Source organism: Oceanirhabdus seepicola (assembly GCF_023684385.1).
GTDB classification, from domain to species: domain Bacteria; phylum Bacillota; class Clostridia; order Clostridiales; family Clostridiaceae; genus Oceanirhabdus; species Oceanirhabdus seepicola.
This window is the reverse complement of record NZ_JAGSOJ010000002.1, coordinates 492,458-510,490: the sequence shown is the minus strand read 5'-3', so window position 1 is coordinate 510,490 and position 18,033 is coordinate 492,458. Positions and strand designations below refer to the sequence as shown.

At 31.0% G+C, this 18,033-nt stretch carries 15 protein-coding genes; 2 read left to right on the top strand and 13 right to left on the bottom strand.

Annotated elements, in window-relative coordinates; all coding sequences use genetic code 11:
- Positions 1-2 precede the first annotated feature (2 nt).
- On the bottom strand, positions 3-851 hold the full coding sequence (gene prmC / locus KDK92_RS09915; protein ID WP_250859106.1) for a peptide chain release factor N(5)-glutamine methyltransferase: 849 nt from the start codon (positions 849-851) through the stop codon (positions 3-5).
- Between the two features lie 90 nt (positions 852-941).
- Entirely contained in the window at positions 942-1,517 is a 576-nt protein-coding gene (locus KDK92_RS09910) for a thymidine kinase (RefSeq protein WP_250859105.1), read from the bottom strand.
- Positions 1,518-2,055: 538 nt separating this feature from the next.
- Between KDK92_RS09910 and rpmE the strand changes: the two genes are divergently transcribed.
- Positions 2,056-2,268: a 50S ribosomal protein L31 gene (gene rpmE / locus KDK92_RS09905; RefSeq protein WP_250859104.1), complete on the top strand. Its 213-nt coding sequence runs from the start codon at positions 2,056-2,058 to the stop codon at positions 2,266-2,268.
- Between the two features lie 320 nt (positions 2,269-2,588).
- Here rpmE and rho read toward each other — a convergent pair whose 3' ends face one another.
- The 7 genes from rho to KDK92_RS09870 form a co-directional block, all read right to left on the bottom strand.
- Complete coding sequence (gene rho / locus KDK92_RS09900; RefSeq protein ID WP_250859909.1) at positions 2,589-4,088, bottom strand: transcription termination factor Rho; 1,500 nt, start codon at positions 4,086-4,088, stop codon at positions 2,589-2,591.
- A gap of 614 nt (positions 4,089-4,702) precedes the next feature.
- Complete coding sequence (locus KDK92_RS09895; RefSeq protein ID WP_250859103.1) at positions 4,703-6,304, bottom strand: CTP synthase; 1,602 nt, start codon at positions 6,302-6,304, stop codon at positions 4,703-4,705.
- A gap of 477 nt (positions 6,305-6,781) precedes the next feature.
- A complete protein-coding gene (locus tag KDK92_RS09890; RefSeq protein WP_250859102.1) occupies positions 6,782-7,069 on the bottom strand; it encodes a ribose-5-phosphate isomerase in 288 nt (95 codons plus the stop codon).
- A gap of 82 nt (positions 7,070-7,151) precedes the next feature.
- On the bottom strand, positions 7,152-8,447 hold the full coding sequence (locus KDK92_RS09885; RefSeq protein ID WP_250859101.1) for a sigma-54 interaction domain-containing protein: 1,296 nt from the start codon (positions 8,445-8,447) through the stop codon (positions 7,152-7,154).
- A 10-nt stretch (positions 8,448-8,457) separates the two neighbouring features.
- Positions 8,458-8,874 carry a YwiB family protein gene (locus tag KDK92_RS09880; protein WP_250859100.1) on the bottom strand — a complete coding sequence of 139 codons (417 nt, stop codon included), beginning with the start codon at positions 8,872-8,874 and terminating at the stop codon, positions 8,458-8,460.
- 194 nt (positions 8,875-9,068) lie between these two features.
- Complete coding sequence (locus tag KDK92_RS09875) at positions 9,069-10,049, bottom strand: tRNA 4-thiouridine(8) synthase ThiI (protein ID WP_250859099.1); 981 nt, start codon at positions 10,047-10,049, stop codon at positions 9,069-9,071.
- 104 nt (positions 10,050-10,153) lie between these two features.
- On the bottom strand, positions 10,154-11,176 hold the full coding sequence (locus KDK92_RS09870; RefSeq protein WP_250859098.1) for a D-alanine--D-alanine ligase family protein: 1,023 nt from the start codon (positions 11,174-11,176) through the stop codon (positions 10,154-10,156).
- A 390-nt stretch (positions 11,177-11,566) separates the two neighbouring features.
- Here KDK92_RS09870 and KDK92_RS09865 point away from each other — a divergent pair, with 390 nt between their 5' ends.
- A complete protein-coding gene (locus KDK92_RS09865; RefSeq protein ID WP_250859097.1) occupies positions 11,567-13,063 on the top strand; it encodes an Ig-like domain-containing domain in 1,497 nt (498 codons plus the stop codon).
- 285 nt (positions 13,064-13,348) lie between these two features.
- Here the strand turns inward: KDK92_RS09865 and spoIIR are convergent, their stop codons facing one another.
- From spoIIR to KDK92_RS09845, 4 genes are all read right to left on the bottom strand, one after another.
- A complete protein-coding gene (gene spoIIR, locus KDK92_RS09860; protein ID WP_250859096.1) occupies positions 13,349-13,990 on the bottom strand; it encodes a stage II sporulation protein R in 642 nt (213 codons plus the stop codon).
- Positions 13,991-14,276: 286 nt separating this feature from the next.
- On the bottom strand, positions 14,277-15,458 hold the full coding sequence (locus tag KDK92_RS09855; protein ID WP_250859095.1) for a Ger(x)C family spore germination protein: 1,182 nt from the start codon (positions 15,456-15,458) through the stop codon (positions 14,277-14,279).
- The gene (locus KDK92_RS09850) at positions 15,439-16,545 is read right to left on the bottom strand and encodes a GerAB/ArcD/ProY family transporter (protein WP_250859094.1); all 1,107 of its coding nucleotides are present in this window, start codon (positions 16,543-16,545) and stop codon (positions 15,439-15,441) included. Before KDK92_RS09850 ends, KDK92_RS09855 begins: the two co-directional genes overlap by 20 nt.
- 9 nt (positions 16,546-16,554) lie before the next feature.
- Positions 16,555-18,021 carry a spore germination protein gene (locus KDK92_RS09845; protein ID WP_250859093.1) on the bottom strand — a complete coding sequence of 489 codons (1,467 nt, stop codon included), beginning with the start codon at positions 18,019-18,021 and terminating at the stop codon, positions 16,555-16,557.
- Positions 18,022-18,033 lie beyond the last annotated feature (12 nt).

The following is an 18,033-nucleotide window of genomic DNA, read 5'->3' as shown; positions in this document are numbered from 1 at the left end:
ATTTATAAATACCCAATAACCACTCTGTCATTATCTCCAAGGTCTTTAAAAGTTTCTATATTTTTAAATCCATTTTGGATTAGAATTCTGCTCACACTTTCTTTCTGATTATACCCAATTTCAAATGCCAGCATACCTCCATCCCTCAGTATCTCTTTACTTTGAGATGTTATTTTTCTATAAAATACCAATCCATCTTCTCCACCATCTAATGCGAGATGAGGTTCATAGTCTTTTACATCACTCATTAATTCATCTATAACACCACTTTCAATGTATGGAGGATTACTTACTATACAATCAAATTTCATCTCACTGTCAAGAAAATCATTCAATAGATCACCTTCTGTTATAGTGACCATTTTTCCCAATCCTAACTTTTCAGTATTTATTCTACTCACTTTAAGAGCGACATTTGAAATATCAACAAGCTCCACAGATTTTATATCTCCATGATGGGCTAGACTCAAACCAATAGCACCACTACCACAACATACATCACATACCTGTGTATAACCACTACTATTAATCCTTTCCAATACTTCTTCCACTAAAATTTCTGTATCTGGTCTTGGAATTAAAACACCTTCTTCAACATAAAAATCCAATCCCATAAACTCACATTCTTTAGTTATATATTTAATAGGCTTCATTTTACGCCTTTCTTCAATATAATTAAAGAATACATCTTTAGTACTCTCATCAAGCTCCACCTCTCTGTTGAGAGTCAAAAAAAGCCTATCTTTTTTTAGAACATGCGCCAATAACACCTGTGTATCAAGCATGTATGTATCCATATTATTCTCTTTTAATATTTCATATGCTTCTTTTAACGCTTCTGATATATTCATTAATTCACTACTCCTAACTTTTTCAACGCCTGAAACGCTGAAGATGGAAAACAAAGTGTAAACAATCTCTTATGACTTTTTCAAAACCTCTTATTTAACGATAATATGACAGTTCCTACATCTAGCTTCATAAGATTCTTGTGCTCCAACTAAAACTACTGGATCACTATATCTAGCTGGTTTTCCATTTATCAACCTTTGTGTTCTTGTTGCAGGATTTCCACATACAACACAAATTGCACTAATCTTATCAACCTTTTCTGCAATAGCTAAAAGTCTCGGTATTGGTCCAAAAGGCTCTCCCTTAAAGTCCATATCAAGACCAGCACATATTACTCTCAAACCTTTTTCAGCTAATTCTTCGATAACATCTAAGATATTAATATCAAAGAATTGAACTTCATCTATTGCTACAACCTTAGTATCATTGTCCACTTTCCCCATAATTACACTACTATCCTTCACTGGCATAGCTTCAATCTTTTCCCCACAATGTGATACCACATCTTCTTTACTGTATCTATCATCTACCGAAGGCTTAAATACTTGAACCTTCATCTTTGCAATTTTTGCTCTTCTAACCCTTCTTATAAGTTCTTCTGACTTTCCACTATACATAGGACCAATAACAACCTCAATCCATCCATAGGTTTTAACTCCGAACATTAAAACACCTCCATCAATAAAAAAACAATCTTTAGAATTTCCAACTCAAATCTTAATTTATACGTGTAATATTCTAAGGCGTGCCGAATTTTAGGAACAAGTATAAATTTATTTTTGTAATGAAAACTCTATATCCGACTCTAAGGCATATGAAACAAATAAACTAACATATTCACTAGTAATTTTTTAAACATGCCCAAACGCAACATAGTTATTTTATCAGAAATCATTAATAATATAAAGAGTGATTTAAAGATATCTTCCCCTTCCAAATAAACCCCTAAGTTTTTTTAATCATTTTTTCCTCATAATCCATTAAACTTTTCGCTTTCTCTCCTCTCCCCCTGATATTACTGCAATACTCATATATACCCAGTATTTAATTAAATAAAATATAATTTCCCATTTATGACTCTTTTAATTGAACTCAACTTCTCATTTAGTTAAAAATAAAATATTGACTGGCTTTAATCTTTTATGATAAAATAATTATTGTTGCTTAAAAACGGATAAAAATTTATCCACGAGGTGATTTATAATGAAAACTAATATTCATCCTGAATACAATCATGAATGCGAAGTACACTGCGCATGCGGTCATACTTTCAAAACTGGTTCTGTAAAAGACGTTCTTAAAACAGACGTTTGTTCACAGTGTCATCCATTCTACACTGGTAAACAGAAAAATGTAGAAGCTGGTGGAAGAGTAGATAAGTTCATGAAGAAATTCAACTTAAAAAACGAAGAGTAATCTCTTTGGAAACGAAGAGGAAACTCTTCGTTTTTTTATTATTTAAAAAATTTTCAATTTTTTAAATAATAAAAAAGCGAGTTAAGAGTTGACAATAGCCCACGATGGATGATTCTCACTAAGGTTAGAACCTACATTTTTTCCTATGAAACAAAGGAGGTTTACTCATTTTATCTTGAGATAAAATATTGTATTCTACATACAATATTTCATTCAGATGAAATGAGTAAACCTTTCAAGTCTAAAGACCAATAAATATGTAGTTTTTGTGTAATCAAAAACATCCTACGTTATCAACTGCCCACTGTCAACTTCTTTTATTATCTATTTTTAAAGGAGTCTTTCACTAAAATCCCCATATTACCTTCAAGCATGCCTATAAAATCTTTATTAGTTTTTGTTTTAGAAAGTATTCCAAGTATTTTTTCAGTAATTACTGGAACTTTTCCTTCACTATACATCATCTTTCTTATGCCGTACGCAATCTCATACTCATTTTTATCAAGTAATAAATCTTCTCTTCTAGTTCCTGATTTAAATATATCAATAGCAGGGAATATTCTTCTCTCTTGAAGTTTTCTATCTAAGTGAACTTCCATGTTTCCAGTTCCCTTAAACTCCTCATAAATCATATCATCCATTCTACTTCCAGTATCAACAAGTACAGTTGCTAATATTGTAAGACTTCCCTTACCCTCAACATTTCTTGCTGCTCCAAAAAACTTCTTAGGCTGTAACAGTGCCCCTGGATCTAATCCTCCTGAAAGTGTTCTTCCTGTTGGTGTTACAGTAAGATTATACGATCTAACTAAGCGAGTTAAACTATCCATCAATATTACAACATCTTGCCCCTGTTCAACCATTCTCTTCGCTCTTTCAAGCGCCATTTCAGAAACTTTATTGTGATGACTAGGTTCTTCATCAAAAGTAGAATAAACTATCTCTCCTTCTATGCTTCTTTGCATATCAGTAACTTCCTCAGGTCTTTCATCAATAAGAAGAACAATTAAATTTATTTCAGGATTATTTGCCTTAAGACTTTTAGCGATTTTTTTTAGAATAGTTGTTTTACCAGCCTTTGGAGGTGCAACAATAAGTCCTCTTTGACCTTTTCCTATTGGAGACATGATATCCATCAATCTTGTAGTTAAATCTAACTGACCACTTTCTAACCTCAATCTTTTATTAGGGTAGATAGGGGTAAGTTTTTCGAATAATGGTCTTCCTATAGCTTTTTCAGGACTCTCACCATTTATAGATTGAACATAAAGAAGAGCATTAAACTTCTCCCCATCATTAGGTTGTCTTATTTTACCTATAACCATATCACCTGTTTTAAGGTTAAACTTTCTTATTTGCGATGGAGAAACATACACATCATTTGTACCTGAAAGGTAATTATGACATCTTAAAAATCCATAATTGTTATTTTCATTTATTTCAAGAACTCCCTTAGCAGTCAATGAGTCCGTTAACATTTCTTTCAATTTCGTTTTTTTCTCTTCACTGTCTACATTACTAGCGCTACTAACACTAGTGTTAGTTCCCTCGTATTTTTTTTGAGAAATTTTTTCTCTTAAAACTGAACCTTCTTTTTTAATTGCATATGCAGAAGTTTCATTTTCACTTTTGATTTCTTTTTTTTGCTCTGTTTTATTCTCACCATTAATTTGTTTTTTTTGCTGAGTTTCACCCTCAACTTTTTCATTACTCATTTTACTCTTGAGTAATTCAATAAGATCTAATTTTCTATATTTTGAAATTCCTTTGATATTATACTTTTTAGCAATTTCTTTTAACTCAGATAAGTTTTTATTCATTAATTCATCCACTTTATTCACTTTTGCGCATCAATATTGCGATGCTTCCTCCTCTCATTGGTTATCAATATATTAAATTAAATATCTTTTGGGGAATTATAATTTTCAATTGAATTTTAGAATTTACGCATATTCAAACAAATAACAATTCAGTATGTTAATCTATTTTGCATAAGACTTCGACCTTAGAACCCATCGATAGCGCAACTATCAATAGAACCCGTCTCATTATCTAATACAAAATATCCGTCGCATCTTTGACTACTTATTTGTTTTCATACGCTAAAAAAGAATTTGATATTATATAGACATTTCAATATATCAGAAAAGCTTTCATTCATCTTTTAATAATTATGCCCTATTAGTTAATTCTAATTCACTTCCTAGAAAAAAACAACATAAAAAGAAAAAAACGAGCATTATAAACTCGTCAGGTTGTTGAAAAAGCCCAATCTCATCGTCACTAAGACTCTCTAGGCTGCTCGAGTCTCACATTTCTGTCTGACCCTGTTCGTTCGCCTTGTTCCTTGTTCTTGGGCTTTTTCAACGACTAAAACTCTGAAAATAGAAAACAGAGTCAAAACAATATATTGTACTTTGTCAACAAACTTATTTTATTTATTCTCTAATGATGCCTTTATGAAGTCTTTGAATAATGCATGTGGTTTATTTGGTCTTGACTTAAGCTCTGGATGGAATTGTACTGCAACGAACCACGGGTGCTCTTCAACTTCAACAATCTCAACTAATCTTCCATCTGGACTAGTTCCTGTTATCTTAAGTCCTGCATCAGTTAAAACTTTTCTATACTCATTATTAAACTCATATCTATGTCTATGTCTCTCATAGATAACCTCATCACCATAAGCAACATAAGCTTTACTATCTTTTTCTAATTTACAAGGATATAATCCCAATCTCATAGTTCCACCTTTTTCATCTATATCCTTTTGATCAGGCATTAAATCAATTACAGGGAACTTTGTTTCAGCATCAATCTCCGCACTATTAGCTCCAACCATATCAAGCATGGTTCTTCCATACTCAATAACAGTACATTGCATTCCTAAACATATCCCTAAAAAAGGAATATTTCTCTCTCTTGCAAATTTTACAGTTTCAATTTTTCCTTCTACCCCTCTATCACCGAAACCACCTGGTACAAGGATACCATGAACATCTCCGAATAATTCCTCTACCCTATCTGCTGTAACCTCTTCTGCATTTATCCACTTAATCTCTACCTTTGAATTATTAGCTAATCCACCATGTTGAAGTGCCTCAACTACTGAAATATACGCATCATGAAGCTCAACATATTTACCTACAAGGGCAATCTTAACTTGTTCACTTCTATTCTTGATTCTCTTAACCATATCAATCCATTCACTATTATCAATATCTCTACATCCTAAACCTAATTTATCACATACTAATCTATCTAATCCTTCATTGTGTAGCATTAAAGGCACATCATAAAGATGTTCTGCATCAAGATTCTGAATAACTGAATTTCCATCCATGTTACAGAATAATCCTATCTTATCCTTTAAATCTTGTGAAATTTCTTTTTCACTTCTACAAACTATAATATCTGGTTGAATACCTATACTTCTTAATTCTTTAACTGAGTGTTGAGTAGGCTTAGTCTTAAGCTCTCCAGCTTTGCTTATATATGGTACAAGTGTAACATGAATATAGCATACATTTTCTGATCCTACATCGTATTTTATCTGTCTTATTGCTTCTAAAAATGGTTGTGATTCTATATCTCCAACTGTTCCACCAATCTCCGTTATAACAACATCTACATCTTCTTGTCTTCCAACTCTAAAAGCTCTTTCTTTTATTTCATTTGTGATGTGAGGGATAACTTGAACTGTTCCTCCAAGATAGTCACCTCTTCTTTCCTTAGAAATAACAGACCAGTATATTTTTCCTGTAGTTACATTACTATTCTTTCCTAAATTCTCATCAATGAATCTCTCATAATGACCTAAATCTAGATCTGTTTCTGCTCCATCATCTGTTACAAACACTTCTCCATGCTGATAAGGACTCATTGTTCCTGGATCAAAGTTTAAGTATGGATCAAATTTTTGAATTGAAACCTTTAATCCTCTATTTTTTAATAATCTACCTAATGAAGCAGCCGTAATACCTTTACCTAATGAAGATACTACTCCTCCTGTTACAAAAATATACTTAGTAGCCATAGTTCAAACACCCTCCTGAATTTTATCTTTCTTAAATGTTTTGAATTTTCTCTAAAAGTTCCTATTTTTATTTTCCTACCAAAGTGGAAAAATTATTTATTATCACTTGACATTTTAGTTAATCATTATTATAATAGAAATTACCCTATAAAATTAAAATGGCATCAGTGTTGTTTTTTTAAACTATTATTTATGATATCACATATTATTTAAAAAAACTAGGGCTTTTTTTGTTTTTAACGACATATTTTTCAGTTAACATAAAAAAGTGCATTTCATGCGTTTCGCTTAAAGATATCACTGATACAATTTCACATAAACATGTAACACGTTGCTATAAGCAAAATTATTTATGATAATTTCTTCATTAAATCTTTCAATTCCATAAAAAATAAAAAAATCACTTCCATTGGAGTGATTTTTAAAATTGAAAACCCTGAAAAAAGTTAAAATTTGAGAACCGTTCTCAACTTTATTTTAATCCTTTTTAATAATTTCCTGATCCATATGAAAATATTTCTCTCTAAAATTATAATTAACCAAGAACTTTTCTTCTGCTTTATTCTCATTATATTTTAGAGTTCTTTTAGTATTGATTTTAAAATCTCCCTTTATCTTCTCTAACTCTAAACAATTGTATTTCTTTAAAATTAGTAAGGAAAGGTATTTCAGTTCTCTATCCTTGAGTATCTCCTCAAGTTTCTCTCTTTCAATATTTTTCATATGACAAATTGTATTTATAACATTCTCATAATTCAATTTCACTTATCAATCACTTCCATAAAATTATACAATTAAGTATCTTTTTATGAATTATTACCATTTCAGAATATATTAAACATATGATTTACATCTTTTTCATTTTTGATTGCAATGTCTGTCTAGGTATATTCAACATTTGGGCTGCTTTGGAAATATTATTATCGTTTAAAACAAGAGCCTCTTCTACCAAGCTCTTCTCAAATCTTTGAACTCTTTTCTTGAAATCATACTGGGCTATTGAGTTATTTGCTCTAATCTTATCTTTAATATCCTGGTATTCTATAGAGCTACTACTCTTATTGTTGAATACCCCTTCTATAAGATTTCTAAGCTCTCTTATATTCCCTGGCCATTCATATGATAACAAACACTTCATACAATCATGAGATACCCCAGAAATTTCTGTTCCGAATTTCTTATTAAATTCATCTATGAATGCCCTTGTAAGTATTGGAATATCCTCTTTTCTTTCTCTCAATGCTGGTAATTCTATAGATATAATATTCAATCTAAAAAATAAATCACTTCTAATTTTTTTATTTTTAAGTACACTTTCAAAATCCTCATTAATTGAAGATATAATCCTCACATCTATGTTTATTTCTTTTATACCACCAACTCTACGAAGCTTACGTTCTTGCAATACTCTTAATAATTTCCCCTGAAGTTCCATTGGCATAGAATTCAACTCATCTAGATATACTGTCCCTCCATTAGCCAATTCAAAAATCCCTTTTCGTTTTTCAGAGTCTGTATAACTCCCTTTCTCTGTACCAAATAAAGTACTCTCAAAAAGTCCTTTAGGAATTGCAGCACAATTCTGTGCAATAAACGGTTCACTGGCCCTTTTAGAGTTTCTGTGAATTGCCTGAACAATAAGTTCTTTTCCAGTACCTGTTTCCCCATAAATCAATACATCTGATTCCCGTTTACTAGCTTCATATGCTTTTTTCTTTGCCTTCAACATAAGTTTATTTGAAGTTATTATATCTTCAAAATCATATAACTCTTTTCTTTTTGTGTTACTAATGTTCAAATTAAATCCACTCATGAAATCATTCTTCTCTTCTTGCAAAATTTCAATTATGAATCGATTATTTCCATAATAAACTGCATGAAAATCACTTTCTACCTCGTGAGTTACTCCCCTATGATCTACTATAGAATATCTCTTACTCTCTATAGATTTCTTATTATTCATACTCTTTAATATATGATGTATCTCTGCGGATTCACCATAAATCTTAAATACCTCTTTACTAAGCATCTTATCTTTAAGACCTCTACTCTTCATACCACTCTCATTAACAAAGATCAATTGCAACTTACTATTATAAACAAAGATACTTTTGCTTCCATTAAACATTCCCCAAATCTTCATACTATCACCGTTATTGTAATTTTATTTTCACATTTAATTCTGTGCGTATAGATTCTTCTCCACTTATACCCATGTTATAAACAGCCTCTATATTTCCACCATTTTCATCAACATCAATACTAAGTTTTTTAATATTAATTGACAACTGAAGCATACCATGAGGTGTTTGGTACATTATAAAATCATTGTGTTTTTCTTTAAATAACATTCTAGTATTAGTCGTTCCTTTTCTAATAAGAGTAAATTGATCCTCTTCAACTTTAATTGTAGTTCTAGTCCCTTGCATACCTGATATCTCTGTTTCCTCATATATAACATAGAATTTCCCGTCTTTTTCATAAAAAACTCCTGGTGTAACAACCTCTATCTTCTCCTCATCATTTCCACTCTGTTTACTCACTACAGATATCACTGCACTTTTCTTCAATTTAAATTCCTCCCACTTCTGTTGTTTAATTAACTACATATACAAATAGAATATTATTATTGCATAATAATAGTCTATTGCAAAAGAACAAATGCCAAAGAATAAATAACAACTGTGTATAAAGCAAATAAATCCTCGAGTTCTGATCTTTATTCTTTGCAATGTTCTCTGTTCTTTGAATTACTTCGCAATTATTATTTTAAAATACATCCATTAATGAACTCATCATCACCTGGTTTTACAGTTATTTCATTCTCTACAATGCCTTTTCTGTATTTTACAACTATAGCCTCTTTGTCTCTTCCCTTACTGTATCTTCCTGTAATCTTAGCAGCTGCCTCAATTGACTTTTCTGAAGGATTTTCACCAATTATTAATGTTAGAGGTCCATTAAAATCTCTAACTAAGAATATTAGATCATCACTAGCTATTAGTTTTTTCACTATTTCTGCTTCCTCAGCTGTTCTCGTACATATTATTTTGCAACTTTCGTCTATTCTATAATGTCTAGCATATTTTAATAATTCTAACTCTCTCTCACTTATATCCTCTTTATTAACAACTAAATCTTTTAATCTATTTGAATACCCTGGCTCAGTAAGTTTACATCCCCCTGCTGGTGAAGGATAATCTTTTACATTCCATTGTTCAGCTAATGCCATCTGAATTTTCCTACTTCTACCCTTAATATCCATCAACTTTTCTCTATCTACTAATCCACTCTTCTCCATCTCTGTTTCAGGAAGATTCTTTGCACATAAAGGTCTAAGTATTTTTTCTCCAACACCTGATGTCTTAAGAACCGTTGATAATGCCCCCTTGTTCTGCGACATAGGTCTTTGGCCTAATACCTCTCCTGTTATAATGAAGTCAGCATCAAATTTTTCAAGCAATCTTCCAGCATGAGTCATCATCATTGCATGGCAATCTATACATGGATTCATATTCTTCCCATGTCCATGCTTTGGCTTTTTGACCATCTCAAAATGTTCCTCTGAAAAATCTACTACCTCTAATCTCATATCTATTTGCTTTGACATTCTCTCAGCATTCTTCTCGTCAAAAAAATATGATTTGAAACATATTCCAATTACTTCAATTCCTTGTTCCTGAATAAGCTTTGCAGCTAATATTGAATCTAAACCTCCAGAAACCATTGCTAATGCTCTTGTCATAAGTTATTCCTCCCTAAAGCATATTCAAATAAATAACTAGTCATAGGTTTATGGTGTGTATCTTTGACTTATTATTTCTTTTCATACGCTAACCATTTTATTTTCTATTTTTCTTCAGCCAATTCAATAAGCCTACTTATAAGTTCACTATACTCTATTCCTGAAGCTGCCCAAAGTTTTGGATACATACTTATACTAGTAAACCCTGGTAGAGTGTTAACCTCATTCAAATAAACTTCTCCATTATCTTTATCTACCAAGAAATCCACTCTAGCCATTCCCTCACAATCTAGCAGTTTATATATTCTTATAGCTAATAATTTAATTTCTTCCATTTCATTTTCAGTCAACCCTGCTGGTATTAAAAGTTCAGAAGAATCATCCTCATATTTTGCCTCATAATCATAGAACTCCTTACATGGTACAACTTCTCCTGGAACTGATGCTATTGCCTTTCTGTTACCTAGTACAGATACTTCTATTTCTCTAGCATTTAACCCCTTCTCCACTAGGATTTTTCTATCATGTTTAAAAGCCTCAATAAGTCCCAATTTAACATCATCTTTATTCTTTCCTTTTGAAATCCCTACAGAAGATCCACTATTAGCTGGTTTTATAAATACAGGATATGATAATTTTTCTTCAATCTCTTGAAGAATTTCATTTTCTCTATCCTTATACTCATCTTTATGGACAACAACATAAGACGCCTGATTAATATTAAAGTTTTCAAGAACATATTTTGTATACACCTTATCCATACAAACTGCAGAAGCTAGCACATCACATCCAACACAAGGTATCTCTGCAAGCTTACACACACCTTGAATTGTTCCATCCTCGCCATATAGCCCATGTAATACTGGGAATACAACATCTATCTCTCTATTGAACAGTATTCTCTCCCCATGAGATATAAGATTTTTCTCATCCTTAATCCAGTTACCATTCTCTATATAGTCTATTTCACCATTATAAACGAACCATTTTCCGTCATTAGTGATTCCAATTTTCACAACTTCATATTTTTCAGTATCAATATTGTTCAAAACTGATGTAGCTGACACCAATGAAACCTTATGTTCTGAGGACTGACCTCCAAATATTACTCCAATTTTCTTTTTCATGAATTTTCTCCTCTATTCTTTCTTAGGCAAGTTCAAATAAATACCATGTTAGTATACTCGTCTATTTTGCATTTTTGTCTTGTTATTTATTTTCGCATGCCTCATCCTCTATAAATATATTATGTATAACACTTACATAAGTCAATATAAAATCTACTTAAACATATACTTTAAACACGTAAATACATATAAATTTAAAATTTCTGTAACAAATTATCTTATCATTTATGATAAGATATTATAACGAAGCTATGATATTCATTGATATTTCTTATATAAGAAATAAAAAAGTGGCATTTCACGCGCTTTGCTAAGGAAACCAAGTAAATTTTTTAATTTCCTCAGAAATTAAATATTATTTTATAAGAATTAAACAAAAGGATTGATTTTATGAAAAAACATATTTACTCATTTATTTTATATACATTACTATTAATAACCTTTGGACAAACTGTAACATTTGGATATGACTTAAAAACAGTTAATTTTAATAAAATCTGGACTATAACTTTTAATAACGCTATTGATAAGTCTTCAGTAAGTAATAACTCCATATATATTTATGATAGTACTTATAAAAAACTATCAACAAATATATCCTTTGGTGATAAAGGTAACACACTAATATTATCTCCTAAAGATAATTATCTACCTGATTCAACCTATAGTATATATGTGAGTAAAAGAGTTAAATCCTTAAACAATATAAATATCAAAGATGATTATATATATAAATTTAAGACTGAAGAACTATCATCATCTAACTTATCAACCTTTAGTAATACACTAGAAGATTTATCAGTTAATATTAAATATATTTCTGATAGTCAAACTGTTTCAAAGAAAGGATTATTAACATATAATAGCGATATTAATAAACCTATAATTATTTCATATTATGATAAAGACCTCAATGCTAAAGATGTTGAGATTTTCTATAAAAATAACAAACTCTCTGGTGAAATTTATTCATATGATGAAAGTTCTAACTTAATCATATATACTATTCATGATATGAATGTATCATCAATTATTAACATGTCCACTTCTTCATATGAATATGAATACATTTACAATTTTAAAAATGTACTTACTAAGAAGGAGCTATCTTCTGAAAAAAGTCTAACATCTAACATGCTTATTAACTCTGCTGGAGATGTTGTTGGGCTAATTCCAGAAGAATCGTCTGGAAATCATGAGAAAATATTTTTTAAGGATGTTAATTTAGAAAAAAACTTCTCACTTCCTTTATCTAGTATTAATACTTTACACATGAGCCTGGAGCCACCAATAATCTCTGACGTAAAATATCTTACTTCAAAAGAGATTATAACTTTAAATCTTAATAATTCAGAAGAATTTATATTATATTTCAGCATAGATAATAAAACCTATAAACCAATTTATGATTCTAATGGGAAAAAGCAAATATTTAGGGAGACCTCTTTAGATATTCCCCTAAGTGCATTGAATTTAAAGGATATAACTGATTCAGTAGAAATTTATTTTAAAGCATCTTCGTTAAAAAACTATAGGGAGTCATCTTTAAGTGACCATATCAGCCTTTTGATCACTAAACTCTCTGAAGAAGACATAGCCAAAAATATTGTTATGAATGGTACTTTAACTCAGTTTGAGAATAAAACCATTGGAAAAGCCTTCAATGATTATTTTAGTTCAAGTACTTGGACATACCTAAATGATAGCTCTTCACCTGAGGTTAAGTTCCAAGGTCATGGCATATACAAGGGTAGCTATAGAGAAATCACCTTCTTATTCTCTGTAAACTTACACACTGAGAATTTTAGGTTAGAAAATGTTACAATAGATAATACACCTTTGAACTTCAGTGAACTTCCATATTTACTTAAAACAATATACAACTAAAAAGCACGCATAAGCGTGCTTTTTAAGTTAAAAGTTGACAGTTGACAACGATAGATGTTTCTGACTTAGGTCAGAAACTACATCCTATTGTTCTTTAGACCAAAAAGTTTTTACTCATTTCATCTTAGTTAAAATATTGTATTTCAAGTACAAGGTTTCATCCTATATGAAACATCTCCTCCCCTATTGTCCACGGAACAATTAAATTAAAATTTCACGGAGTGAAATGTCAATCATTGTCCATTGTCCACTCTCAACTGTCAACTATGTTTTTATAAGTTCTTTTTATTTCTCCTCTTTCTTAAACCATTCAAGAAATTTTAATTTAAATACAACATCATTCTCTTTTTCAAGAATTTTTTCAACATCCTCTTCTGATAGATTCTTATCTAATGTAATCTGAATATCTTCAAAAGAATAGTCTTCCAATGTAACATCTATAAAACATAGTGGCGGAAACATTACACACCACCAGTTCTGCCCTTGCCCTTCACCAATGATTATTCTCAAAGCCTCATATTCTCCATGAGGAAGAACAACTTCACCATATCTTTTTTGTGGGAAATTTTCATTACCTAAAACAATTTTTACATCATAATCATATCCCTCTTCAGAAATTTTCTTCTCTGCAATTTTCTTTAAATTTTCCATTTCACCTAGAATTATTTCCCTTGATTTATCAATGTCATCACACCCATTTAATTTATCATACATATACTTTATAACATCATTTTTAACTTTTATCTTTAAATTCTGATCTTCATCATTATCACTATTGGCTATTACATGAAACCTTATAACCTTGTCCGAAATTTCTTCAGCATTAACTTCTCTACTATCCATCATTCTTATAATTCCTAACATTACAATACTAAACACAAAAACCATCACAATTAATAGCGCTATCTTTCTTCTATACTTTTTCATAATATACCTCCTAATGATTGGCTTAAAAATCACTTTCCTTTTGTTTCAAAAATGTGAATGATTCTTGCACTTTTTGAAACAACTTTAGGGAAAGTTATTTTTAAACGATCTCTAAATAGACAAGCTTATTAATAATCTTATCCACTTTAGGAGGTTTTATTCAATGTTTAATCCACAAAAGTATTTTAGTTCAATTTCATATACAATATATGATGTCAGAATGAATTAATCTGCAATATATATTGTATATGATTTTAATTGAATTTACTTTTTGCGGTTATATCATTCACTCAGTTACACCAATTCTTCTTATTTTTGTTTGTACAATAATTTCAATATTACTATTTTTATAGACATCATCCCAATTATCTTCTATCTCTTTCCATAAACTAGGTTGGAACTTTGTTAAATATTCCTGTATTCCAAAAGGTTCGATACCATAATTACGCTGAATCATATTAGCTACTTTTGTACACTCTTCACTCATAGCTTTCTTTATATCCTCTTCAACAACTTTAAAATCCAGTATAGATACCTTTTCTTCTGCATAATAACCCTTAATCTGCGCTTCTAGTAGTACCTTAATTTGAATATTCAACTTATTTTTGCTCTTATTACTTATTTTTATTTGCCTACCTTCACTTTCAAAAGTAAAATCAAGAGGTTTTCCTTTTACATATATTAGCCTACTTCCACCTTGTTTGGCTCCTCTAATAATTGAAAGGTCAGCTGTTTCTAAAGAACTTAAATTCCCAACAATCTCATAATCCTTTATTATTGCTACACCTTTAAGAATAATCTCGTTAGTTTCCTTATCTAACATTATTTTAGGTATGAATACATTCCCATTTTCAGTTAAAAGCCTCAACATCTCGTTAACAGTCATGGGCATAACAGATGCAGCTCTTTCAGTATGTTTCATCAATCCATTTATATAATATTCAATGTTATTCTCCATCTCTGGTTTATGTGAAATATAGTCTTCAGTTTTTCCACTTGTTACAACAACATGCATCATCCTATTGAGAAAAGGCTCTCTCTGAAAATAATCCATTATTTCTTTAACCACTTCTGGATAATTCAACACTTCATGACTTAATAGAAGAAGCTTTGTTTGCCCAAGTATTAACTTCCTACTACTTTTCAAGGTGGCTAATAATTTAGCGTCTTGCATTGAAGTTCCCTCTGCAGATAAACTCTTTGATTCTGCAGTTCCTCCTTTTTCTGGTCCAAGTTGACTCATATCTGGATATCCATAAGTTACTTTTAATTTCTTTATCTCCCTTGCAGCAAAAGGTTCATCACTCTCAATTTCTTTTGCTCTTTTTAACTCCTCAATATCTTTCCCTACATCTATTCCTATTGTTGATATAAAGCATTTACTATCTATCTCCACATTATCCCAACACCCAGTAAGAAGACAACATATTATAAATAGCAAGCCGAACTTACCCCTTGTTCTCTTCATTCTTATCTCTCCTTTTTATAATGGCTATAATGAACAAAATCACTGGTAGTACTATAAGGAATGCACCTGCAAATATAGGTAATAATTGTCTTGATAATTCCCTTACCTGAGAAATATTACTAGGCAATAATGCTACAATAAATATCACTGGAGTTATAATAATAGTTGTAAGTTTAACATCATCTAACTTAAATGCGTTCTTCAAAAGATCTGCTGTAAAATAAAATGAGTTTACAAATGTTGTAAAGTAGAACATAATGAAGAAAGTCATTACTACCCCTTCCCAATGCTCAATCAAACTTCCAGGTAACTCAACTGATCTTATCAATGTAATCGTAGGCCAAAAAAGTATTTTAGTTTGGCTAGTGGAAAACATAGCAACAGTAACTAATATTGCAATACAATAAACAAATATAATTAAAAGAAAACTCCACTTTAAAACTTTTTTGCTTTCTTTTTGATTTTTTACATAGGGGATGATTAAAAACAAAATTTCAAATCCCGCAAATGCAAATAATGCTGTTTGTATTCCTTTTAAATAGTCCATATTGCTAGCCTGTATTAAGGGAAGTATATTTGTTAAATCTCCCTCCCCAATAGATACTAACATTGATACTATTATAGGTATAATCATTACCCAGAATGCTATACCATTGAAAGCTATTAATACTCTGAGATCTCCTCTTATAAGACTTACACCAGTTAATATAAAAATTATCATAATCAGTTCTAATGGTGTTTTCTCAAGTAGATACATTTTAATCATCTCAACAAAAGCTCTTAATTCAGATGAGATTATAACAATAGTATAAAATATAAATATCACAATTATAATTTTTGATAGCACATTCCCAAAGGAATCTTTAAGTATAATATCAAATCTATTGTAGTTGTTCATTGCTATAACAGTATATATCATATACGCAATTCCCCATGCTATTACTCCTGCAATTATGGTAACTATCCATCCATTTGTACCTGAATACTCCATCATCAATTTAGGAAGAGCAAATAGTGTTACTCCCAAAATTGCAACTGTTATAGTTACAAAAACCCCATATTTATCTATAAAACCTCTATTATTCATAGAATTCACCTATTTCTTCTGCCTTATTTTATCATTCGGATTTAGGAATGATGGTCTCTTAATAAAAGATTTTAATGGATATCTCATTATCATATCTTTCAACTCACTTCTTGTAGGATTCGCAAAAGGAGCAAGATACGGAGTCCCAAAACTTGTAAGTTTTAGAAGATGTATTATCACATAAATCATACCCATTGCCACTCCATAAAGTCCTAATACACTAGCAAGAATAATCAGAATAATTCTTATGGCTCTAAAGGCAGAAACCACTCCATAGTTTGGTGTGAGAAATGTAGTTACAGCTGTAAGACCTACAATTATTATCATAATAGGACTTACAATTCCCGCACTTACTGCCGCCTGCCCAACAACTAATCCTCCAACAATTCCAATAGTTGACCCTATTGCCTTTGGTAGTTTTAAAATTGCCTCTATAAGCAAAGCCATACTTATTTCCATTATTAATGCTTCTACAAATGCAGGAAAAGGAACCCCTTCTCGCGAAGCTGCTATTGAATATGCAAGTTTAGTTGGTAATATGTTTGTATGAAAAGCCGTTGTTGCTATATACAATGCTGGTGCAGTTAGAGCAGCAATCATAGCAAATACCCTCAATATTCTTATTAAAGAAGAATGCATCCATCGCTGATTATAGTCATCAGGACTCTGAAATAACGCCGGTAATGAACCAGGTACTATTAAAGCAAATGGAGAATTATCAACAAGTATTGCCACTCGCCCCTCATAAATAGCAGCAGCAACAACATCTGGTCTTTCAGTACTCTGTACCTGTGGAAATGGCGAAAGCTTATTATCCTCTATCATCTGTTCAATATATCCACTATCTTGAATTGCATCAATTTGTATTTCATCTAACCTTTTTTCAACTTCTATTACCAAATTCTTATCCGCAATATCTTCAATATAAAGTATAGCTATATCTGTTTTTGATCTTGTACCAATCATTTTAGGCTTTGCTCTGTATCTAGTATCTCGTATTCTTCTCCTTACAAGAGCTGTATTAAATCTTATAGTTTCTGTAAAACCTTCTCTAGAACCTCTTACCACTGTTTCACCTGATGGTTCACTTACTCCTCTTGCTGGCCATGCTCTTGTTGCAAGGACATATACTTTATCCATGCCATCAATTAACATGAGACATTCCCCAGCTAGCGCTGCATTGATTCCATCTTTAAGTTTATCCACTGGTCTAAGATCTGTAAGTGCTAAAACCTTAGATATAAGTTCCCCTTGAGTTTCTATTTTATGCCTATAAGCAAGCATAAGTGGTTCCATTACGTAATCATTCAATACCACTTTATCACTCATTCCATCTATATAAACTAAAGCAACCTTCCACTTATCAGCATAAAACTCCCTATAAACAAAATCATAGTTGTCTACAAGAGTATCCTTAATGTATTTCAAATTCTCATCAAGTTCATGGTTTATCTCGTCTCTTAATTGTTCTCTCAAATTAATCACCCC

Bases quoted from the DNA above. Each gene is read 5' to 3' on its own strand.
- prmC (WP_250859106.1), bottom strand. From the start codon at position 851: ATGAATATATCAGAAGCGTTAAAAGAAGCATATGAAATATTAAAAGAG.
- rpmE (WP_250859104.1), top strand. From the start codon at position 2,056: ATGAAAACTAATATTCATCCTGAATACAATCATGAATGCGAAGTACAC.
- KDK92_RS09870 (WP_250859098.1), bottom strand. From the start codon at position 11,176: ATGAAAAAGAAAATTGGAGTAATATTTGGAGGTCAGTCCTCAGAACAT.
- KDK92_RS09910 (WP_250859105.1), bottom strand. From the start codon at position 1,517: ATGTTCGGAGTTAAAACCTATGGATGGATTGAGGTTGTTATTGGTCCT.
- KDK92_RS09855 (WP_250859095.1), bottom strand. From the start codon at position 15,458: ATGAAGAGAACAAGGGGTAAGTTCGGCTTGCTATTTATAATATGTTGT.
- KDK92_RS09885 (WP_250859101.1), bottom strand. From the start codon at position 8,447: ATGAAGATTTGGGGAATGTTTAATGGAAGCAAAAGTATCTTTGTTTAT.
- KDK92_RS09875 (WP_250859099.1), bottom strand. From the start codon at position 10,049: ATGACAAGAGCATTAGCAATGGTTTCTGGAGGTTTAGATTCAATATTA.
- spoIIR (WP_250859096.1), bottom strand. From the start codon at position 13,990: ATGAAAAAGTATAGAAGAAAGATAGCGCTATTAATTGTGATGGTTTTT.
- KDK92_RS09895 (WP_250859103.1), bottom strand. From the start codon at position 6,304: ATGGCTACTAAGTATATTTTTGTAACAGGAGGAGTAGTATCTTCATTA.
- KDK92_RS09850 (WP_250859094.1), bottom strand. From the start codon at position 16,545: ATGAATAATAGAGGTTTTATAGATAAATATGGGGTTTTTGTAACTATA.
- rho (WP_250859909.1), bottom strand. From the start codon at position 4,088: ATGAATAAAAACTTATCTGAGTTAAAAGAAATTGCTAAAAAGTATAAT.
- KDK92_RS09865 (WP_250859097.1), top strand. From the start codon at position 11,567: ATGAAAAAACATATTTACTCATTTATTTTATATACATTACTATTAATA.